This is a genomic window from Bacteroides faecis, assembly GCF_020091505.1.
GTDB classification, from domain to species: domain Bacteria; phylum Bacteroidota; class Bacteroidia; order Bacteroidales; family Bacteroidaceae; genus Bacteroides; species Bacteroides faecis.
On sequence record NZ_CP081916.1, the window covers coordinates 1,666,945 to 1,689,968 of the forward strand.

At 47.0% G+C, this 23,024-nt stretch carries 16 protein-coding genes; 11 read left to right on the forward strand and 5 right to left on the reverse strand.

The features are described from left to right. Positions 1–478: 478 nt before the first annotated feature. Positions 479–1,486, reverse strand: coding sequence for an aspartate-semialdehyde dehydrogenase (locus K6V30_RS06680; RefSeq protein WP_010536316.1), 1,008 nt, complete (start codon positions 1,484–1,486; stop codon positions 479–481). A 200-nt stretch (positions 1,487–1,686) separates the two neighbouring features. Between K6V30_RS06680 and K6V30_RS06685 the strand changes: the two genes are divergently transcribed. Genes K6V30_RS06685 through K6V30_RS06695 form a run of 3 tightly spaced genes read left to right on the forward strand, consistent with a single transcriptional unit; the run spans position 1,687 to position 5,201 of the window. Further along, positions 1,687–3,822, forward strand: a complete 2,136-nt coding sequence (locus K6V30_RS06685; protein ID WP_010536317.1) for a cation:proton antiporter domain-containing protein — start codon at positions 1,687–1,689, stop codon at positions 3,820–3,822. Further along, positions 3,822–4,535, forward strand: a complete 714-nt coding sequence (locus K6V30_RS06690) for a tRNA threonylcarbamoyladenosine dehydratase (RefSeq protein WP_010536318.1) — start codon at positions 3,822–3,824, stop codon at positions 4,533–4,535. Before K6V30_RS06685 ends, K6V30_RS06690 begins: the two co-directional genes overlap by 1 nt. Before the next feature lie 9 nt (positions 4,536–4,544). After that, entirely contained in the window at positions 4,545–5,201 is a 657-nt protein-coding gene (locus tag K6V30_RS06695) for an ABC transporter ATP-binding protein (protein ID WP_010536319.1), read from the forward strand. A 231-nt stretch (positions 5,202–5,432) separates the two neighbouring features. On the opposite strand, the gene K6V30_RS06700 is transcribed toward K6V30_RS06695, so the two are convergent. Next, a complete protein-coding gene (locus tag K6V30_RS06700; protein ID WP_055269105.1) occupies positions 5,433–6,362 on the reverse strand; it encodes a ComEA family DNA-binding protein in 930 nt (309 codons plus the stop codon). After that, complete coding sequence (locus tag K6V30_RS06705) at positions 6,362–7,732, reverse strand: sodium-dependent transporter (protein ID WP_010536321.1); 1,371 nt, start codon at positions 7,730–7,732, stop codon at positions 6,362–6,364. The genes K6V30_RS06700 and K6V30_RS06705 overlap by 1 nt, the downstream gene beginning before the upstream one ends. Before the next feature lie 103 nt (positions 7,733–7,835). Here K6V30_RS06705 and K6V30_RS06710 point away from each other — a divergent pair, with 103 nt between their 5' ends. After that, the gene (locus K6V30_RS06710; RefSeq protein ID WP_022300878.1) at positions 7,836–8,222 is read left to right on the forward strand and encodes a VanZ family protein; all 387 of its coding nucleotides are present in this window, start codon (positions 7,836–7,838) and stop codon (positions 8,220–8,222) included. On the opposite strand, the gene K6V30_RS06715 is transcribed toward K6V30_RS06710, so the two are convergent. Further along, positions 8,219–9,517 (reverse strand): UDP-N-acetylmuramoyl-tripeptide--D-alanyl-D-alanine ligase, encoded by a 1,299-nt coding sequence (locus K6V30_RS06715; RefSeq protein ID WP_055269106.1) that lies wholly within the window; start codon positions 9,515–9,517, stop codon positions 8,219–8,221. The two genes, K6V30_RS06710 and K6V30_RS06715, sit on opposite strands and share 4 nt — an antisense overlap. A gap of 77 nt (positions 9,518–9,594) precedes the next feature. Beyond that, a complete protein-coding gene (locus tag K6V30_RS06720; RefSeq protein WP_022300876.1) occupies positions 9,595–11,607 on the reverse strand; it encodes a tetratricopeptide repeat-containing sensor histidine kinase in 2,013 nt (670 codons plus the stop codon). A gap of 117 nt (positions 11,608–11,724) precedes the next feature. Between K6V30_RS06720 and folP the strand changes: the two genes are divergently transcribed. The 7 genes from folP (at position 11,725) to K6V30_RS06755 (ending at position 22,445) form a co-directional block, all read left to right on the forward strand. Continuing rightward, positions 11,725–12,567 (forward strand): dihydropteroate synthase, encoded by an 843-nt coding sequence (folP, locus tag K6V30_RS06725; RefSeq protein WP_010536325.1) that lies wholly within the window; start codon positions 11,725–11,727, stop codon positions 12,565–12,567. Between the two features lie 29 nt (positions 12,568–12,596). Further along, the gene (gene cdaA, locus K6V30_RS06730; protein ID WP_010536326.1) at positions 12,597–13,361 is read left to right on the forward strand and encodes a diadenylate cyclase CdaA; all 765 of its coding nucleotides are present in this window, start codon (positions 12,597–12,599) and stop codon (positions 13,359–13,361) included. A 19-nt stretch (positions 13,362–13,380) separates the two neighbouring features. Beyond that, on the forward strand, positions 13,381–14,922 hold the full coding sequence (locus K6V30_RS06735) for a TldD/PmbA family protein (RefSeq protein ID WP_010536327.1): 1,542 nt from the start codon (positions 13,381–13,383) through the stop codon (positions 14,920–14,922). 31 nt (positions 14,923–14,953) lie between these two features. Next, positions 14,954–16,273 carry a TldD/PmbA family protein gene (locus tag K6V30_RS06740; RefSeq protein WP_010536328.1) on the forward strand — a complete coding sequence of 440 codons (1,320 nt, stop codon included), beginning with the start codon at positions 14,954–14,956 and terminating at the stop codon, positions 16,271–16,273. 243 nt (positions 16,274–16,516) lie between these two features. Then, positions 16,517–18,853, forward strand: coding sequence for a beta-galactosidase (locus tag K6V30_RS06745; RefSeq protein WP_055269107.1), 2,337 nt, complete (start codon positions 16,517–16,519; stop codon positions 18,851–18,853). A gap of 7 nt (positions 18,854–18,860) precedes the next feature. After that, positions 18,861–19,832, forward strand: coding sequence for a glycoside hydrolase family 43 protein (locus tag K6V30_RS06750; RefSeq protein ID WP_029425244.1), 972 nt, complete (start codon positions 18,861–18,863; stop codon positions 19,830–19,832). Positions 19,833–19,976: 144 nt separating this feature from the next. Continuing rightward, the gene (locus K6V30_RS06755; RefSeq protein WP_010536331.1) at positions 19,977–22,445 is read left to right on the forward strand and encodes an alpha-L-arabinofuranosidase C-terminal domain-containing protein; all 2,469 of its coding nucleotides are present in this window, start codon (positions 19,977–19,979) and stop codon (positions 22,443–22,445) included. Positions 22,446–23,024: the final 579 nt, after the last annotated feature.

Genomic DNA, 23,024 nt, shown 5'->3' on the forward strand with positions numbered 1-23,024 from the left:
GTTAACTATTAATGCTTGATGTCCCGGCTGTTAATAACTGATAAATCAGACGTTAATAGCTGAGACGTCATGCATTATTGGCCGATAAATGGTTCAAGCCTTCTGAAAGAACAGGTGAATTGGAGCAACAGATCCGGTCAACCTGACCGGATGGTGCGGTTCATTCAACTCTATCGACAGGTGTTTCAAAAAGTTTCAAGCGCTTGAAACACTTTGTTCCACCGCTTGAAACACTTTGTTTCATTACTTGAAACAGTTTGTTTCATTGCTTGAAACACTTTGTTCCAAGGCATGAAACACGCTGTTTCAACGGTTGGAACTGAATTTGGAACTACAGGGGAATAGGGAATAGCCTGATGATACTGGAAGATGTGGAAAGAAAGTGTGTGTAGCTTCAAAGCAAACAAAGAAGGCCGGCTTGCTACGCGACAATCGTCACAGTGCAAGCCGACCTTTATTCTGGTCTTATCTATATATCTTATACGTTCTTTACCTTGATCAGGTATTCAGCGATCTGCACGGCATTCAGCGCGGCACCTTTCTTGATCTGGTCACCTACAATCCAGAATGTCAGTCCGTTATCGTTGGTCAGGTCTTTACGGATACGTCCTACGTAGACAGGATCTTTGCCTGCAAGGAACAACGGCATCGGATAATCCTTTTCTGCCGGGTTGTCCTGAAGCACCAGTCCTTCGCCTTTGGCAAATGCTTCGCGGGCTTCTTCCACAGAGATCGGACGTTCTGTTTCCACCCAAATGCTTTCAGAGTGAGCACGTAATGCAGGAACACGTACACAAGTTGCGCTGACTTTCACGTCAGAGTGCATGATTTTGCGTGTTTCGTTATACATTTTCATTTCTTCTTTGGTATAACCGTTTTCTGTAAACACGTCGATTTGCGGAATCAGGTTGAATGCCAGCTGATAAGCAAACTTCTCTACAGTCACAGGCTCGTTGGCCAATACCTGACGGTATTGTTCGTACAGCTCGTCCATAGCGGCAGCACCGGCACCGCTGGCAGCCTGATAAGTAGAAACATGCACGGTTTTTATATGAGAAAGCTGTTCGATGGCTTTCAGTGCAACTACCATCTGGATAGTTGTACAGTTAGGATTGGCAATGACGCCACGCGGACGCTCCAACGCGTCTGCGGCATTTACTTCGGGCACTACCAGAGGTACATCAGCGTCCATACGGAAAGCGCTGGAGTTGTCGATCATCACAGCACCATACTTGGTGATTGTTTTCTCGAACTCCTTGGATGTTCCTGCACCGGCAGAAGTGAAAGCAATGTCTACTCCTTTAAAGTCATCGTTGTGTTGTAAGAGTTTGACCTCGATCTGTTTACCGCGGAAAGTATAAGTTGTTCCGGCACTACGTTTAGAACCGAACAAAACTAACTCGTCCATCGGGAAGTTTCTCTCATCGAGCACGCGCAGGAATTCCTGTCCTACGGCTCCGCTTACGCCAACAATAGCTACTTTCATCTTTTTCTTTTGTTAAATGTGAATACTGTATTTATCTTCCAGTTCTGACGAATAGGATAGATTTGGCTGCAAAATTATAACATTTTGCCATATAAACCGCATTTTTGTCGAAGAATTATTATTTCAATCTATCTACCTATGAATTGGAGGTATGCGAACTTTTTTGTTCCTTTGCATTGAAATCCTAAAACCACGGACCTATGAACCTGTTTGAATTCAATTTAGCGTTACCAATAACTGATCCGACGTGGGTGTTTTTTTTGGTACTAATTATAATTCTGTTTGCTCCGATGATTCTGGGGCGCCTTCATATACCTCATATTATCGGTATGATTCTGGCGGGTGTGCTGATCGGCGAACACGGATTCCATGTGCTCGATCGTGACAGCAGTTTCGAATTGTTCGGTAAAGTCGGACTTTACTATATCATGTTCCTTGCCGGACTTGAAATGGACATGGAAGACTTCAAGAAAAACCGGATGAAAAGTGTTGTCTTCGGCTTGCTTACCTTCCTGATTCCTATGGCGTTGGGTATATGGAGCAGTATGAGCATGCTGGGGTATGGTTTTCTTACTGCCGTATTGCTTGCCAGTATGTATGCTTCCCATACCTTGATTGCTTATCCTATTATCAGCCGTTACGGGTTGTCCCGTTTGCGCAGTGTCAATATTACGATTGGCGGTACGGCGATTACGGTCACTCTTGCCCTGATCATCCTTGCTGTCATAGGCGGAATGTTCAAAGGCACTGTCGACGGTCTGTTCTGGGTATTCCTTGTGGCGAAAGTAGCCTTTCTGGGTTTTCTCATCATCTTTTTCTTCCCCCGTATCGGACGTTGGTTTTTCCGGAAGTATGACGACAGTGTGATGCAGTTCGTGTTCGTGCTGGCTATGGTCTTCCTCGGCGGCGGACTGATGGAGTTTGTTGGGATGGAAGGTATTTTGGGAGCTTTCCTGGCAGGCTTGGTCTTGAACCGTTTGATTCCTCATGTTTCTCCATTGATGAACCGGCTGGAATTTGTAGGAAATGCCCTGTTCATTCCTTATTTCCTGATCGGTGTCGGCATGATTATTGATGTCCGCAGTCTGTTTACAGGTGGCGAAGCGCTGAAAGTGGCGATAGTCATGACGGTGGTAGCTACTTTCAGCAAATGGCTGGCAGCATGGCTCACGCAGAAGATTTACCGTATGCAGTCCAATGAACGCAGCATGATCTTCGGATTGAGTAATGCGCAGGCGGCAGCCACACTGGCAGCGGTGCTGATCGGACACGAAATCATCATGGAGAACGGCGAGCGGCTGCTCAATGATGATGTGCTGAACGGTACGGTCGTGATGATTCTTTTCACCTGTGTGATCAGTTCGCTGGTAACGGAACGCTCCGCCCGTCGTTTTGCACTGAATGAAGATACGCAGCCGGAAGATAAGGGCGTGAAGAAAACGATGGAACAGATTTTGATTCCGGTAGCCAATCCGGAAACGATTGAGAACCTTGTCAATCTTGCGCTAGTCATCAAAGATACCAAGCAGAAGAATGGCATGATTGCCCTGAATGTGATTAATGACAATAACAGCTCGGAGAATAAAGAACTGCAAGGCAAGCGGAATCTGGAAAAAGCGGCGATGATTGCCGCTGCCGCCGATGTCCCGGTGACGATGGTGAGCCGTTATGATTTGAACATTGCTTCGGGAATTATACATACCATCAAGGAATATGAAGCTACGGATGTAGTGATCGGTCTGCACCGCAAGGCCAATATTGTCGATTCTTTTTTCGGAAACCTTGCCGAAAGTCTGCTGAAAGGTACTCACCGCGAAGTGATGATAGCCAAATTCCTGATGCCGGTCAATACGCTCCGCCGTATTATCATCGCTGTTCCGCCTAAAGCCGAATTTGAAACAGGCTTCTCCAAATGGGTAGAGCATTTCTGCCGGATGGGAAGTATTCTTGGCTGTCGCGTACATTTCTTCGCCAACGAACGTACACTGATGCGCCTGCAACAACTGGTAAAGAAGAAATTCAGCGGCACTCCGACCGAGTTTTCCATGCTCGAAGAGTGGGGCGATCTTTTGCTGTTGACCGGACAGGTGAACTACGATCATTTATTCGTCGTTATCTCGGCCCGCCGGGGTTCTATCTCGTATGATCCTTCTTTCGAACGTCTGCCGGCACAGTTGAGCAAATACTTCTCGAACAACAGTCTGATTATCCTGTATCCCGACCAGTTCGGTGATCCGCAGGAGATTGTATCTTTCTCCGACCCGCGTGGCTACAACGAATCGCAGCATTATGAAAAGGTGGGCAAATGGTTTTATAAATGGTTTAAGAAAAGCTGATGGAAGAGAACTGGCAACAACGGACGGAACTCCTGCTGGGAGAAGATAAAATGAAGCGTATCCGGGCTTCGCATGTACTGGTCGTCGGTCTGGGAGGCGTAGGGGCGTATGCTGCCGAAATGCTTTGCCGGGCAGGGGTCGGGCGGATGACGATTGTAGACGCCGATACCGTGCAGCCTACCAATATGAATCGCCAGCTTCCTGCCATGCACTCTACTCTGGGGATGCCGAAGGCGGAAGTGCTGGCGGCACGATATAAGGATATCAATCCGGATATTGAACTCACCGTCTTACCCGTTTACCTGAAAGACGAGAATATTCCCGAATTGCTGGACTCTGCCAGATTCGATTTTATAGTGGATGCCATCGACACGATCAGTCCTAAATGTTTTCTGATTTATGAGGCGATGAAGCGTCATATAAAGATTGTTTCCAGTATGGGAGCCGGTGCGAAGAGCGATATAACGCAGATACGTTTTGCTGATCTTTGGGATACCTATCATTGCGGGCTCAGCAAAGCAGTGCGGAAGCGTTTGCAGAAGATGGGAGTAAAGCGTAAACTGCCTGTCGTATTCAGTACCGAGCAGGCGGACCCGAAAGCGGTATTGCTCACCGACGACGAACGGAATAAGAAATCTACCTGTGGAACGGTCAGCTATATGCCGGCGGTTTTCGGCTGCTATCTGGCGGAATATGTCATTAAACGAATCTAAGAAGCTATTATGATCAAATTAGAAGGAATAACCAAGAGTTTTGGCTCTTTGCAGGTGCTGAAAGGCATTGATCTGGAAATAAATAAAGGAGAGATCGTCAGTATTGTCGGTCCCAGCGGTGCCGGAAAAACCACCCTGTTGCAGATTATGGGAACGCTCGACGAGCCGGATGCGGGTACGGTAGCGATTGACGGAACTGTCGTCAGCCGGATGAAGGAGAAAGAACTTTCGGCCTTCCGCAATAAGAATATCGGCTTTGTGTTTCAGTTTCATCAGCTTCTGCCGGAGTTTACCGCATTGGAGAACGTGATGATCCCTGCATTTATTGCCGGAGTATCGTCTAAGGAAGCTACCGACCGTGCTATGGAAATACTGGCTTTCATGGGACTCACCGAGCGTGCGTCTCATAAGCCGAACGAACTGTCGGGGGGAGAGAAGCAACGGGTTGCCGTAGCCCGTGCGTTGATCAATCACCCCGCTGTCATCCTTGCGGACGAACCTTCCGGAAGCCTGGATACACACAATAAAGAAGATTTACACCAATTGTTCTTCGACCTGAGGGACCGTCTGGGACAGACTTTCGTGATAGTCACTCATGATGAGGGATTGGCTAAAATCACCGATAGAACGGTACATATGGTGGATGGCACAATTAAAAAAGATTAATAAGGGAACCAAATTTCTAAAAATGGATACCAAATCACTAGAAGGTTGTGTGAGTTCAATCTTTTAGCTATATATTTATAGTCGCTTCTCTACGTAAGTCTGTGAAGATGTCAGTAGAGTGTTTGTTTTGTTTGTGTGTGATGCATTCTTGTCTGGTGTGATAGGAATGCATCTTTTTTTATATATCACAACAAATGTGTTTCTGCCAACCGTAAATAACGTGGGTGCATATCAGTCATAACAAATATAAGGCATGATTCGTTCGAAATCAGCCGAAGTGAATTCCTCGTAAAGTGCCAGTTGCTTCAAATCTCTTAATTTCCCTTTTTTCTTCCGGTATTCCGCAATCACTTTGGCTTGATAGAAGTTGATGTACGGATGGTGCATCATTCGTTCGACACTTGCCTTGTTGATGTTGATCCGGTGAATCTGTGTGGCATCCACAGAGAACCACGACCGGAGCTTTTCCACTTTCAGGCGAATTTCTTCCAACTGCTCTATCTGATAGAACCCTCCTAATAATCTGCGACGGTTCACTATTGACTGCGCAATCCGGCTTCCGATACCCGGAATCTTTTTCAGTTCGGTGGTATCCGCTTGATTCAGGTCGATGATAATCCCCGGATGGTACTTCATTAAAGTATCATGTTGTGCTGTTGCTTGTACTACTAGTAGCCGGCTGGTATCTGGGGAAATCGGCTCTTCGGCAATGCGGATATAGGGGAGAAGAGTGCGGTATTGTTCCTCTGTCAGCCCGTATATCTTCCGAAAGTCTTCCGGGCGCCGGAACCTGCCTTGCCTGTTGCGGTATCGCAGAATGTTGCTTGCCATCCAGGAAGGTAAACCGAGACTGAGGAAAGTGGTGGAGTCAGCCATATTCGGATCGAATGTGGCAAGCCTGATTTCTTTTTTCGGATGGACTGCTGATGAACGGTTGTTTGTATAATCAGGATATTTCTTGTCTGGCTTTAGTTTCTTCACGGAAGAGATAAAATCACTATATTCCTTTTCGGCTTTTACCTGTTCAGCCGGATTGGTTTTCTCCGGTTGAGAGAAAGCCTGCAAGAGTCGGGGGATAGCATATGCCCCTATAACAAGAACGACAAGGACGATAATGCCTTGTCGTTCGGTTTTAGTGAAGTAAAAAAAGTCTTTCCACATTATAGTTTGATAAGCCCTAACTCATTGATAAAGATCAGGGAGATGGCAATCGGTGCAATGTATCTTAATATAAAGATGATCAGTTTATACACAGGAACTTTCAGCGAACCGTCATTGGTGATCTCCGCCCAGACGATTTTCTTGTCGAGATACCATCCGGTAAAGATGGAGATACACAGACCTCCGAGTGTCAGCATGATCTTCGCTGTGACAAAGTCGAACAAGTCAAAGATGCCTAATCCGAAAACCGTGAATCCTTTCATGACTCCCAGCGACAATGAACAGAGGATACCTAAGAAGATACATCCTCCGGTCACCAGTCTGGCCGCCTTGCCGCGTGTGAAGTTGAACTCTTCGTGCAGATAAGCAGTGACTACTTCGTGCAGGGAGATAGTAGAAGTCAGTGCTGCCATTGCAAGCAATACGTAGAACATCACCGAGAAGATATAAGCCAGTATCGGCACTCCGCTAAACGCTTGTTGAAATACATTAGGCAGTGTGATAAAGATGAGGCTCGGACCCGCATCCGGTTGTATTCCTACGGAGAATGCAGCCGGGAAAATGATGAATCCGGCCAATACTGCTACGATCGTATCTATAATTCCTACACTGAATGCGGTCTTGGTCAGGTTGGTTTCCTTACTGAAATAAGAAGCATAGGTGCAGAGACATCCCATTCCCAGACTTAGGGAGAAGAAAGCCTGTCCCATCGCACTCAGAAATACATTTCCGTCTACTTTGCTGAAATCCGGTTTCAACAGAAACTCGATACCGGCACCTGCTCCGGGCAGGGTAACCGAACAGATCACAAGTATCAATATGATAATGAATAGGGTAGGCATCATAATCTTGGAAGATTTCTCAATCCCTTTCTCGACTCCTTTGACAATAATAAAATGAGTAACCGTCAGAAATATAACCAGCCACAAAACCGGTCGCCACGGATTGCTGGAAAACTGTTGGAAAGAAGAGATGAATTCTGTAGGAGTCTTGCCTGAAAAGCCGTTTGTAAGAGCTTCAAACACATACTCCAACGTCCATCCTGCCACTACGGAGTAATAACTGAGAATAAGGAAAGCGGCGAGAACACCCATGCGTCCTACCCAGCGCCAATGAGTGCCGGGAGCTAATTTCTGATAGGCTCCCGCTGTATTTGCCCTCGAACGGCGCCCGATCAGGAATTCGGCAATTAAAATGGGAAGTCCCAAAAGAAAAACGCATCCTAAATAGATCAGTATAAAGGCTGCGCCACCGTGATTACCCGTCTCATAGGGAAATCTCCAGATGTTTCCCAACCCTACTGCTGAGCCAGCGGAAGCAAGTATTACGCCTATTTTACTCCCGAAGTTCGCTCTATCATTTTTTGTCATAAATCTTGTTTTGTCTTACAAATCGTTATAAAATGTACGTATTAAAATGCAAATATAGAAAATGATAGTTATATTTGTACCGAAATTGTAATTTTATTTAGATATGCTATCTTATATTAAGAAATATCCTATTTCGCTTTTTATAATCTTGACTGTGATTTATCTGTCTTTCTTCAAACCTCCTAAAACGGACTTGAGTGAAATACCGAACCTGGATAAATTAGTTCACATCTGCATGTATTTCGGTATGTCCGGAATGTTGTGGCTGGAGTTTCTGCGGGCGCATCGCCGCGATAATGCACCATTATGGCACGCATGGGTAGGAGCATTCCTCTGTCCCATACTTTTTAGCGGCTGTGTGGAGTTGCTGCAAGAATATTGCACGACTTACCGGGGAGGAGACTGGCTGGACTTTGCCGCCAACTCAACGGGAGCGACATTGGCGAGTCTGATCGCCTATTATGTCGTTCGACCGAGAATGAAGAACTAAAAATGGTCTACTGTCGAGCTAAGCTTGATGCCGTTAGAACCTTTGATGAGGATGGTATAGCCTTTAGGCTTGTTGGTTTCCAGTTCCTTTATTACTTCCTGTACGTTCGGGTAGGTCTTGAAGGAATGTTCTGCTGCTGCAAACTGTTCTCCCACTAGCCATACTTCTTCAAAATCACATTCTTTGATGTAGTCTGCTATCTTTTGATGTTCGGCAGCGCTTTCGGCGCCCAGTTCACGCATATCTCCCAAAAGAAGCATCTTGTGAGGTACCTCCATGTTGCGGAAGTTCTGCAAAGCAGCCATCATGCTGGTCGGATTGGCGTTGTACGCGTCGATAATCAGCGTATTATCATTCGTTTTCTTTAGTTGAGAGCGATTGTTTTGCGGTGTATATCCGGCTAAGGCTTCATTGATTTTTGCGGCTTCCACTCCAAAGAAGAGACCGATGGTGATGGCGGCCAGCGCGTTCGGGAAGTTGTATTCTCCGATCAGTTGCGTCTGTACCTGATAGGTTTCACCGGCTTTGCCGGCTTTCCATTCGAAAGTGAGATAAGGGGAATTGCCGGTGATTCGTCCGTTCACGTAAAGGTCATCCTCCGTGCCGTAAGGAATCAGATTCAGTCCCCCGGCTATATTCATCAGATAGGCGTTGTCATGATGGATAAAGACGGTGGAACCTTCTTTCTTACGGAGAAAGTCATAAAGTTCTCCTTTGGTCTTTATCACTCCTTCGAAAGAACCGAAACCTTCCAGATGAGCTTTGCCTACATTGGTAATGATACCACAGTCTGGTTCTGCGATTTCACTGAGAAACTTGATTTCTCCCGGATGGTTGGCACCCATTTCGATGACGGCAAGGTCGTGTTCCGCTTTCAGGCGGAGCAGGGTGGAGGGTACACCGATGTGATTGTTCAGATTCCCTAATGTATAAAGAATGTTGTGGCTTTGCGAGAGTACGGCGGAAATCAGTTCCTTCGTAGTTGTTTTACCGTTGGTTCCGGTGATGCCAATGACCCGGGTACCCAGTTGACGGCGGTGGTAATTGGCAAGCTGTTGCAGTGTTTGCAGACAGTTGTCTACAAGTATATATCGTTGGTCTCCTTCGACCGCATATTCGGGTTCGTCGATGATGGCATAAGCGCAACCGGTTTCCAATGCTTTTCCGGCAAATGCATTTCCATTGAAAGACTCGCCTTTCAAAGCGATAAACAGTGACCCTTCCGGACAGTTCCGGCTATCGGTAGTCACCAATTGGCAATCCAGAAAAATCTGGTAAAGAGCAGAAAGATTCATAGCCTGGGCTTTTATTTTAAACGCTGCAAAGATAGGCTATTCTTTCGGATTTGGTATCGGTTGGAGTCGTTTTTTACTCAGGTATATATCAGGGGAAGAGTCAGCACCATCCGACAGCCGTCCGTATAGAAAGGGTCGATCCGGAGGCTTCCTCCTGACTTCTCGGCAATCGTCCGGCAGATCGACAGTCCGAGGCCCGTACCCTGTGAGAAGGAGTTCATCTTGAAGAAGCGCTCGAATACCGCTTCCTGTTTCTCCTTCGGTATCCCTATACCTGTGTCGGTAATGCTGATTTCAAGTTTCTTTTCTGCTTCCAACACCGAATAAGCTAATTCGATGCTGCCATGATCCGTGAACTTTATCGCGTTATGTATCAAGTTGGTCAGTAACTGTGATATGCGCTCCGGATTGCTGAGTATAATCAGATTCTCCCTTTCCGGCCTGAAATGAAACGCTACGGTATCCCGTTCCTGCACGCCGGCAGCTTCGATGGACATCTGGCAGACTATATTAATATCCGTCCGGATGTCCGTAGGGAGTTTGTCGTATTGGTCGAGTTCTGACAGAGTCAGCACATCGGTAACCAGCCGGAGCAGGTCGTCGGTGTTGGCTTTGATGATGTTGACGAATTCTTTCGTTTCCTCATTGCCATAGTGATCACTTAATACTTGCGAGAAACCTATGATCGAATTGAGCGGTGTCCGTATTTCATGAGACATACTCTGAATAAAAGTTGTTTTCATCTGGCTGTTCGCTTCTGCCAGGTCTCTGGCTTTGCGCAACTCCTCTCTCGAATGAGTCAGTTCCTCATTCTTAATCTTTAGTTCACTTTCCGAAGTTTTCAGTTTCCGGTTCAGGCGGCCTTCCCGATATAAGAACAGGAAAAGGATACCTAACAGGATAATCAATGAAATAATCAGCGTCGTTTTATTGCTCAACTCTTTTTCTTTCGCCTGGAGCATTAATTCTTTTTTCTCCGCATTGAGCTTTTCCACATTCAGCAGGGTGGCAAATTCACTGCTGGCGAGTCGCTCGTTGGCAATTTTTAAAGAATCGTCCACTCTTATGTATTTTTGCAGGAACTTAATCGCTTCCTCCGGTCTGCCCATCTGCTTGTAGATTTCTCCTTTGATACGGTATTGTTCGCCGTTCATGGCATATTCATTCAGCCGTTGCTCTTCCGCTTCCTGTTTCTCGGTAGCTTCCAGTGCTTTCACGAACTGTTTGCTACGCTGATAGTAGAAAGATTCCGTGCGGTAAAACCTTTTTTTGAGCGAGTCGAGCCTTTTGTCCTGGTCAAACAGCTCCCTGCATTCCTTCAGCATCTTCTCGGCTGCCGGAAAGTCACCGGATTCACTGTAATAATCCACGTATGCCAGCTTTGCCAGTATCTTGTGGCTGGCAGAATTAGCTGTTCTTACCGCTTTTTCCAGAGCTTTTACTGCCAGCTCCGGCTGGTGATGCGTAGTATAGTAACTGGCAAGTTGGGCATATGTATTACTGATGTTATAGTTTTCTAATTTGTATTTCTCGGTCAGTTCGATTTCTTTTTGGCGCCATTCGGAGGCCATGACATCAAAGTTCTTGATCGTGTAAATCTGCGACATGATGTTGTAGCAGTACAGAAGTCCGGTCTTGTTGTCTTCTTCCTGCGCCTCTTTCAGCATTTTCTCGGCTTCGTAGAGGGCGATGTTGCTTCTCCCTGTTTTCAGGTAATACAGGATCAGCCGATTTGCCCAAGCGAAGTAATAGTACTTGGGTTGCAGGGTTTCCTTTGCGAATTGTTTTACCTTACTGGTATGAAAAACCACGCTGTCTTCATTGTTTCCCTGGTAATAATAATAGTCTAACCGGGTAGAGAGAGCCACTGCTTGCATCCGCTGGTCGTTTTGCTCTGCGGCCATGTGGAACAGCGTATCAGACATGCTGAGTACGACAGGCTCCAGCAGATTTTCCTGGCAGCGCTGATAGTAAGCATACAGGGAAGAATCCACGTTATAAACTTCAGCCTCTTTCTGGGCTTTTGCAGGAATAACGATGAACAAAAGGGAGAAAATACATCCTAAGATAATTCGGTACAATTGGCTCATGGCACTCGTTTTCGGTCATTCTATTGATTGCAAATATACGTTTATTTCCTAATTTTAATACGAATACTTGCATTTTTTATCTACATTTGCAACAGTCTAACTGGAATATAATCAAGAATGAAATTGATCTCTCCAACTTATATAAATGTGAAAGGGCGCCTGCTCGATCTGACCACTCCGCAAGTGATGGGTATTCTCAACGTGACGCCTGATTCTTTTTATTCCGGTAGCCGGATGCAGACGCAGGAGGAAATTGCGGTGCGGGCACGGCAGATTATCGATGAAGGTGCTTCTATCATTGATATCGGAGCTTATTCTTCGCGTCCGAATGCCGAACATATCACTGCCGGGGAAGAAATGAACCGCTTACGCACCGGACTGGAAATTGTGAACCGTAACCATCCGGACGCGATTGTTTCGGTAGATACGTTCCGGGCGGATGTAGCCGAGCAGTGTGTGAAGGACTATGGCGTAGCTATTGTGAATGATATCGCTGCCGGTGAAATGGACGACCGGATGTTTGAAACGGTTGCCCGACTGGGAGTGCCTTATATCATGATGCATATGCAGGGAACTCCCCAAAACATGCAGAAAGAACCTCATTATGACAATCTGATCAAAGAAGTTTTCATATACTTCGCACGCAAAGTGCAGCAGCTTCGTGACTTGGGCATGAAGGACATTATACTCGATCCGGGATTTGGCTTTGGAAAGACATTGGAACATAATTATGAACTGATGGCCCATCTGGAAGAATTCAGCATTTTCGAACTTCCGCTGTTAGTCGGTGTTTCCCGGAAATCAATGATTTATAAACTATTGGGAGGAACTCCGCAAGATGCTTTGAATGGAACTACCGTACTGGATACAGTGGCTTTGATGAAAGGAGCGAACATTCTTCGGGTGCATGATGTGCGCGAAGCGGTGGAAGCTGTCCGGATTGTGGAGAAACTAAGATAAATTACTAACTTATAATTAGAACGAATACCGTGTTTTTTGACGTTGGCATAAAAGATTTTATCGATGTACTGCTGGTTGCCCTGCTGTTGTATTACACTTACAAGCTGATGAAGGCATCCGGCTCTATCAAGGTTTTTACCGGCATTCTGGTGTTTATCCTGATCTGGCTGGTCGTTACGCAGATCCTGGAAATGAAACTGCTGGGTTCCATATTCGATACCTTGATGAATGTGGGGGTGATTGCTTTGATTGTTCTTTTTCAGGATGAGATTCGCCGTTTCCTGTTGACATTGGGGTCTCATCGGCATGTCAGTGCGCTGGCGCACTTTTTCAGCGGATCGAAGAAAGAAGCTTTGAAACATGACGATATCATGCCGGTGGTAATGGCCTGCCTGAGTATGGGAAAGCAGAAAGTAGGTGCATTGATCGTGATCGAGCATACCACTCCTTTGGACGAAGTGGTCCGGACGGGGGAAATAATAGATGCGACTATCAGTCAGCGTCTGATTGAGAATATATTTTTCAAGAACAGTCCTCTGCATGACGGGGCAATGGTCATCAGCAAAAAGCGGATCAAAGCGGCGGGTTGTATCCTTCCCGTATCGCACGACCTGAATATTCCGAAGGAACTGGGCTTGCGTCACCGTGCGGCTATGGGTATCTCGCAAAAGTCGGATGCGCATGCCATCATCGTCTCCGAAGAGACCGGATCTATTTCTGTGGCTTATCGCGGACAATTCTACCTTCGTCTGAATGCCGAAGAACTGGAAAGTCTGCTGACAAAAGATAACTGAAACTAAAATATAAGTGAACATGGACAGACGAAATTTTCTAAAAACCGGAGGGATAGCTTTACTCGGCTCATTGACGACAGGTTCTGCTATGGCTCTGGCCACCCCAGGTGCATTGGGCGGCGAAGGAGCTGACAAGAAGGCAACAGTTGCTTTGGCTATGAATCATTTCGGAGTGAGTGAGGCAGACTTGAAAAAAGTGCTCGCTGCAGCATTGGAGAAAGGAGGCGACTACGCCGATCTTTTCTTTGAACACACCATTACAAACAGTATCCGCCTGATGGATGGAGCGGTGAACAACAGTTATTCGAATATAGACTATGGAGTCGGAGTCCGTGTGCTGATTGGAGACCAGAGCGGCTATGCCTACGTGGAGAATATTACATTGGAGGATATGCTGAAAGCTGCCCGCACAGCCGCCCGCATTGCTTCTGCCAACAAAGGCAATAAACCTCTGAATCTCACCGAAAAGGTACTGAAAAAGAACTATTATACCGTAGCTTCCCCTTGGGAGGAAGTGAGTCTGAAGGATAAGATGCCTTATCTGCAAAAACTGAATGACCAGATATTTGCTTTGGACAAGCGGGTACATAAAGTGCAGGCAAGCCAAAGCGACACCACCTCGCATATCTTCTTCTGCAATTCGGAAGGCGTGATGTTCTACGATTATCGTCCGATGGTGACGCTGGGGGCAGTGTGCATCATGGAAGAAAACGGAAGGACGGAGAACGGCTATGCTGCCCGTGCCTACCGCAGAGGGTTCGATTTCCTGTCGGACGAAGTGGTGGACGTTATCGCCCGCGAAGCGGTAGACCAGACCTCTCTTCTGTTCAAGGCCATCAAACCTAAAGGAGGTGAAATGCCTGTAGTTATGGGTGCCGGAGGATCGGGTATCCTGCTTCACGAGGCTATCGGACATACTTTTGAAGCGGATTTCAACCGGAAGAACGTTTCCATATTTGCCGACCAGCTGAACAAGAAAGTCTGCAGCGAACATATCAACGTGGTAGATGACGGTACTATTCCGTTCAATCGGGGGTCGGTGAACTTCGACGATGAAGGTGCGGAAGGACAGAAAACCTATCTGATTAAAGACGGAGTGCTGACCAGCTATCTCCACGACCGTATCAGCGCGAAGCATTACGGAGTGGAACCGACCGGCAACGGACGCCGTGAGTCGTTCCGCAATATGCCGATCCCCCGTATGCGTGCCACATATATGGAGGCCGGAAATGTGAATGAATCGGATATTATATCTTCTGTAAAGAAAGGAATCTTTGTAGATAACTTTACGAACGGTCAGGTACAGATCGGTGCCGGAGACTTTACATTCTTTGTGAAGTCGGGCTACATGATTGAAGATGGCAAGCTGACACAACCGATCAAGGACATTAATATCATCGGTAATGGTCCGAAAGCTTTGGCGGACATCACGATGGTAGCGACCAACGCAAAGATCGATAATGGTACATGGACTTGCGGCAAAGACGGACAATCCTGTCCGGTAACTTGCGGTATGCCTTCAGCTTTGGTTAGCAAACTGACTGTCGGCGGAGAGAACTAAAAGTAAATGTTTACTTTAAAAAGACGAACCTATGATTACAGACGAAAATAAAAAACTGGCACAATGGGCAATGGACTATGCCCTGAAGAATGGCTGCCAGGCAGCAAAAGTCCTTTTATATTCCTCTTCGAACACTTCTTTTGAGCTGCGCGATGCGAAGATGGACAGATTGCAGCAGGCATCGGAAGGCGGGCTAAGCCTTTCCCTGTATGTAGACGGGCGTTACGGCAGTATCTCTACCAACCGCCTGAACCGGAAAGAACTGGAAACATTTATCAAAAACGGAATAGACTCTACACGCTATCTGGCTAAAGACGAAGCACGTGTATTGGCAGACCCTTCCCGTTACTATAAAGGAGGGCAGCCGGATCTGAAACTGTATGATGCCAAATTTGCATCATTCGACCCGGATGATAAGGTAGCCATGGCAAAAGCCGTAGCGGAAGAAGCCTTGGGTAAGGATGAACGGATTATCTCTGTCGGTTCCTCCTACAGTGATGGCGAGAATTTTGCTTATCGTCTGATTAGCAATGGCTTCGAAGGAGAGACGAAAAGCACGTGGTATTCACTTTCTGCCGATATTACGATTAAGGGGGAAGGAGAGGCACGTCCTTCTGCTTACTGGTATGAGTCGTCGCTTTATATGAACGATCTGATCAAGAAAGGAATCGGACAGAAAGCGCTGGAACGTGTGTTGCGCAAACTGGGACAGAAGAAGGTACAGTCCGGCAAATATACGATGGTGGTCGATCCGATGAACTCCAGCCGTTTGCTGAGTCCGGTGATGAGTGCGCTGAACGGTTCGGCTTTGCAACAGAAGAACTCTTTTTTACTGAACAAACTGAATGAAAAGATAGCCGGCGACCGGTTGACACTGACGGACGAACCTCATCTGGTAAAAGCCTCCGGTGCCCGCTATTTCGACAATGAAGGGATTGCTACGGAACGTCGTTCCATCTTCGATAAGGGGGTGCTGAATACTTATTTCATTGATACCTACAATGCTAAGAAGATGGGAGTTGATCCGACTATCAGCGGTTCTTCCATTCTGGTGATGGAAACGGGAGGTAAGAATCTCGAAGGACTGATTGCCGGAGTGGATAAAGGGATTCTCGTGACGGGCTTTAATGGTGGCAACAACAACAGTTCGACCGGAGATTTCTCTTATGGTATCGAAGGCTTCCTGATTGAGAACGGCAAGCTGACACAACCGGTATCCGAAATGAATGTTACCGGTAACCTGATCACTTTGTGGAACTCACTGGTTGCAACAGGAAACGACCCGCGCCTGAACTCCTCCTGGCGTATCCCTTCGCTGGTATTTGAAGGGGTTGATTTTAGCGGATTGTAGACGTCGGGTATCGATAGACTTGGATAATGGTCAAAAGATGATGGTCATAAAATGACCATCATCTTTTGACCATTACTTTTTACTACCCCTCATGTAATTTAGTACATTAATCTGGTTGAAACATTCCATTTCGCGGTATTTTGCTTTATTTCTAACCTTTTTTGAATGATAATTATCCCTGCCGATTTAGGTGGATGCCCTATCTTTGCCGTATACTATTAAAATACTATATTTGGAGTGGACATGAAAAACAAATTAATTGCTTTACTGGTACTTTTTACAGTCATCTTTTTCAGTAGTGCAGAGGCACAGACTACTACCCGCAAATTTGAGGCAGGCAAGAACACATTCCTGCTGGACGGGAAACCGTTTGTAGTGAAAGCTGCCGAGTTGCATTATACCCGTATTCCGCAAGCCTATTGGGATCATCGCATCGAGATGTGCAAGGCGTTGGGGATGAATACTATCTGCATCTACATCTTCTGGAATATACACGAACAGGAAGAAGGAAAGTTTGACTTTACAGGTCAGAATGATATCGCAGCCTTCTGTCGTGCGGCACAGAAACACGGTATGTATGTCATCGTCCGCCCCGGTCCGTATGTGTGTGCGGAATGGGAAATGGGCGGACTGCCTTGGTGGCTGCTGAAAAAGAAAGATGTGGCACTTCGTACGCTCGATCCTTACTACATGGAGCGTGTGGGCATCTTCATGAAAGAAGTCGGCAAGCAACTGGCACCGCTACAGGTGAACAAAGGCGGAAATATTATCATGGTACAGGTAGAAAACGAATACGGTTCTTATGGCACTGACAAGCCTTATGTTTCAGCCGTACGCGATCTGGTGCGTGAATCCGGATTCACCGACGTGCCTCTCTTCCAATGCGACTGGAGCAGTAACTTTACCAGGAATGCGCTCGATGACCTGATCTGGACCATCAACTTCGGAACAGGCGCCAATATAGACCAGCAATTCAAGAAATTAAAAGAACTACGTCCGGAAACTCCGTTGATGTGCAGCGAATTCTGGAGCGGATGGTTCGACCACTGGGGACGGAAGCATGAAACCCGCCCTGCCAAAGATATGGTACAGGGTATCAAGGAGATGCTCGACCGTAACATTTCTTTCAGCCTGTACATGACTCACGGAGGAACGACCTTCGGACATTGGGGCGGTGCCAACAATCCTGCTTATTCCGCTATGTGCAGTTCTTACGACTACGATGCTCCGATTAGCGAAGCCGGATGGACGACGGAGAAGTATTTCCTCCTCCGCGATCTGCTGAAAACTTATCTTCCGGCTGGTGAAGCATTGCCAGAAGTACCTGATGCACTGCCTGTTATTGAGATTCCTGAATTTCATTTTACCAAAGTAGCTCCGCTTTTCTCTAATTTACCGGCTGCCAGACAGTCAGTGGATATCCAGCCGATGGAGCAATTCAACCAGGGCTGGGGAACGATCCTGTATCGTACTACATTGCCCGAAGCCGTGAGCTCAGGCACTACATTAAAAATCACGGAAGTGCACGACTGGGCGCAAATCTTTGCTGACGGCAAACTATTGGCACGTCTCGACCGCCGCAAGGGAGAGTTTACCACTACCTTACCGGCCTTGAAGAAAGGTACGCAACTGGATATTCTGGTGGAGGCAATGGGACGTGTAAACTTTGACAAGTCCATTCACGACCGGAAGGGAATCACGGAGAAGGTAGAACTCCTTTCAGGCGACCGGACGAAAGAACTGAAAAACTGGACTGTCTATAACTTCCCGGTAGACTACTCATTTATCAAGAATAAGAAATACAAGGATACGAAGATATTACCGACTATGCCCGCTTACTATCAGTCATCTTTCAAACTCGACAAGGTAGGTGACACCTTCCTCGACATGAGTACATGGGGCAAAGGGATGGTATGGGTGAACGGTCATGCGATGGGGCGTTTCTGGGAAATCGGCCCTCAACAGACACTTTTCATACCGGGCTGCTGGCTGAAAGAAGGCGAGAATGAAGTCCTCGTTCTTGACTTGAAGGGGCCTGCCAAGGCTTCGATGAAAGGATTGAAGAAACCCATCCTCGACGTACTCCGTGAGAAAGCACCGGAAACCCACCGCAAGGATGGAGAAAAACTGAAACTGGCAGGAGAGAAAGTGGCGCACGAAGGAGCCTTCACTCCGGGTAACGGCTGGCAGGAAGTACGTTTCGCGGCTCCGGTAAAAGGACGTTTCTTCTGCCTGGAAGCACTCTCTCCACAGGCTAATAACAATATCGCCGCCATTGCAGAATTTGATGTGCTGGGTGCCGACGGCAAACCTGTATCCCGTGAACATTGGAAAATCCGTTATGCCGATAGCGAAGAAACACGCAGCGGCAACCGGACGGCAGACAAGATATTCGACTTGCAGGAATCTACCTTCTGGATGACTGTAGACAATGTCGCTTATCCTCATCAGCTGGTAATCGACCTGAGCAAGGTGGAAACAGTGACGGGCTTCCGCTATCTGCCCCGTGCCGAAAAGAACTACCCGGGCATGATCCGTGAATACCGCGTGTATGTCAAACCGTCTGATTTTAAGTATTAACCCTCAAATGAATATGAAAAAGTATATTTTCCTTCTGGCACTCCTCTTTACAGGAGTGCTGACAGGATACAGCCGGCAATCTGCCTATCTGTTTGTCTATTTTACCGGAAACAGGATGAGTGAGGAAGCCATTCGTATGGCTGTCAGCCCCGATGGATACAATTACTATGCGCTCAACAGAAACCAGCCGGTCATCGACTCCCGCGAGATCAGTTCTACGGGAGGAGTACGCGACCCGCATATCCTTCGTTGTGAAGATGGAAAAACATTCTATATGGTCGGTACCGATATGGTTTCTGCCAACGGATGGAGTTCCAACCGTGCCATGATTCTGCTGAAATCGAAGGACCTGATCAACTGGACTTCCAATGTCGTGAATATCCAGAAGAAATATCCGGATCAGGAAGACCTGAAACGGGTATGGGCACCGCAAACCGTCTATGACCGGGAGGCGAAGAAATACATGGTATACTGGTCGATGCAGCACGGTAATGGGCCGGACATCATCTACTACGCATATGCCAACAAAGACTTCACTGATATAGAGGGGGAACCGAAGCCCTTGTTTATTCCGGAGAATAAAAAGTCCTGCATTGACGGAGACATCATCTACAAAGACGGACTTTACCATCTGTTCTATAAAACGGAAGGACACGGCAACGGTATCAAGAAAGCTACGACTGCTTCTCTGACCTCCGGACAATGGAAAGAATCGGAAGATTACAAGCAACAGACGAAGGAGGCGGTAGAAGGCTCCGGCATTTTCCCGTTGATAGGTACGGACAAGTATATCTTGATGTACGATGTATATATGAAAGGCAAGTATCAGTTTACGGAAAGTACGGATCTGGACCACTTTAAAGTGATTGACCATGCGATCAGCATGGACTTCCATCCGCGTCACGGCACCGTAATGCCGATTACCGACAAGGAACTGAAACGCCTGTTCAAAGCATACGGCAAACCCGATAAGATGTAACCTTGCAAATAAATACCATGAAAAAACTCCTGTTCCACCTTTTTAGTGAATATGCGCTCTTTTTTTGCAGAGATTGTAGTTGCCGGACAAGCCGGAAAGATCTTATCTTTGCCGTTATAATGATCTTATATTATAAATTATACCATGAAACATTTACTTCTGCTATTTAGTGTATTATTAGTATCGTTGCAGCAGCCCCTGTGTGCCGCAACTCATGAGACCACCAGTACCCCCGATTCGGTATCCCTCTTTGCTTACGCCACCCGGGGGGACGACGGACGAAGCGGACTCCGCTTTGCCTGGAGCATGGACGGGAAGCATTGGTTTGAGATCGGGCCGGGACACGGTTATATTCGTTGTGACTATGGTCGTTGGGGATCGCAGAAAAAGATGCTCGACCCGAATCTGAAACAACTTCCCGGCGGAGAATGGCTCTGTATCTGGAAGTTGAATGACCACGACGGATACGGTCAGGCTAAATCAAAAGACCTGATCTATTGGGAAGCCCAGCAATATCCCCGTACTACATCCGATTTTGAAGGAACCAGAGTCAAAGCAAAGATTGCCGGACAGGAAGAAACGGGAACTGTCAACCGGGTAGCCTGGTCGGTAGTGGACGAACTGACGAAAACTTACGAGCGCAATCAATACCGTAACTCCCTGTATGGCGAACGACCTGTGCAGGACAAAGAACGTTTTGCCGGCTTGAAACCGGTGAAGGCTACCGTCACAGCACAACCGGAAGAAACCAAAGAAATCAGCGACTTACTGATGGGTATCTTTTTTGAGGACATCAACTACTCCGCCGATGGCGGCCTGTATGCCGAACTGATTCAGAACCGGGACTTCGAATACACCCCGTCCGACCGGGAAGGAGATAAGAACTGGAACAGTACCCACTCTTGGAGCCTGAAAGGGGAGAAAGCTACCTTTGCGATAGAAACCTCCGACCCTGTCCATCCGAACAACTCGCACTATGCAGTCCTGAATGTCGACCGTCCGGGAGCCGCGCTGACCAATACCGGTTTCGATGGAATCGCCCTTAAAGCCGGTGAGAAGTATCATCTTTCATTGTTCGGTCGCATCCCCGAAGGCAGTAAAACCAATAAGATACTGGTACGCCTTGTAGATGCCGACGGCACTGTGCAGGGCGAAACGACAGTTACTGTCTCTTCCCGTTCGTGGAAAACTTATCAGGCGGTATTGACAGCGAAGGCATCGGCTGACACCCATCTGGAACTCCAGCCGCAATCAGCCGGTACGGTGGAGCTGGATATGATTTCCCTGTTTCCGCAGAACACCTTCAAAGGCAGAAAGAACGGTTTGCGTGCCGACCTTGCACAGACACTTGCCGATATGCACCCGCGCTTTGTCCGTTTCCCCGGTGGCTGTGTGGCACATGGAGACGGCCTGAAGAACATTTATCAGTGGAAAAATACCATCGGGCCGTTGGAAGCCCGCAAATCTGCCCGTAACCTTTGGGGATATCATCAAAGCATGGGGCTGGGTTACTATGAATACTTCCAGTTCTGTGAAGATATAGGCGCAGAACCGCTTCCGGTGCTCGCAGCAGGTGTTCCTTGTCAGAACTCCGCCTGTCATGGTGATTTGAGAGGCGGTCAGCAAGGCGGTATCCCGATGAGCGAAATGGATGCTTACATTCAGGATATCCTCGACCTGATAGAATGGGCGAACGGAGATGCGAAGAAAACAAAATGGGGTAAAATACGTGCCGAATCCGGACACCCGAAACCTTTTAATCTGAAATATATCGGTATCGGTAATGAAGACCTGATCACCGACATTTTTGAGGAACGTTTCACGATGATCTTTAATGCCATCAAAGAGAAGTATCCGGAAATCATCGTTGTCGGCACGGTAGGTCCTTTCAACGAAGGTACGGACTATGTGGAAGGCTGGAAACTGGCGGACAAGCTCGGTATCCCGATGGTGGACGAACATTATTATCAGTCTCCGGGATGGTTCCTTCACAATCAGGACTTCTACGACAAGTACGATCGTTCCAAAAAGACGAAAGTATATCTGGGTGAATATGCCACCCATATTCCCGGACGCAAGGCGAATATGGAGACAGCTCTGACCGAAGCACTCTATCTGACAGCGCTGGAACGCAACGGGGATGTGGTACACATGACTTCCTATGCTCCCTTGCTGGCAAAAGAAAGACGTACGCAGTGGAATCCGGACCTGATTTACTTCAACAACCGGGAAGTGAAACCGACAACAGGATACTATGTGCAGAAACTGTACGGTCAGCATGCAGGCGATCATTATATTCCTTCACAAATCAGTCTGGACAATCAGGACAGCCGTGTGAAACTTCGCGTTGGGTCTTCCATCGTTCGTGACAGCAAGACCGGTGATGTGATTGTGAAGCTGGTCAATATGTTGCCGGTCAGCATAGAGACGGAGGTTCAGTTACCGGGAATTGACGGTATCCAGTCTTCCGCTACGCGCACTGTATTGGCAGGTGCACCGGAGACTACTCCGCTTCCGGTGACAGATACGATAGAGGCAGGGGCCAACTTCAAGCAACAACTGCCGGCTTATTCGTTCACGGTCATCCGCTTGAAAACACAAAAGGCTAAATGATAAGGTAATAAACAGGTTTTCAATAGAGGTTTGTCTATTTGTTACGGCTAGTCTGATTCTCTTTCATTCGATTGAAGGAAATCAGACTAGCTTTTTTGTTAAGGGGGGAAGGAGGTCATGGTAAGTAGGAGGAAGAATCATACCACGTAGTTCCAAAATTAGTTTCAGGCGGGTGAAACTAAAGTTTCAAATAGGAGAAACTCTAGTTTCAAGCATTGGAAACAATAGTTTCATACCTTAGAAACTAAAGTTTCAAGCGCTTGAAACTTTCTGGAGCACCTGTCGCTTTGCTTCAATCAACCGCATGATTGGTTTTAATCAACCGGTCAATTGTTAATGGGTGACATCTCAGGTATTAATAGCCTGAGAATGGTATAACACTTGGAAAGTGACAATAAGAAGGATGATATGCGGTATTATCACTCTATTATCACCGGCTATTGTCACCGATAAATATTTTGTAATCAGTGATTTATACCTAAAAGTGATAAGTGACAATAAGAAAACGTGTTTTATTCTGAAGAGAGAAGTATGTAGTTTGCCATTATTTAGGCACGGATTACACGGATTAACACGGTT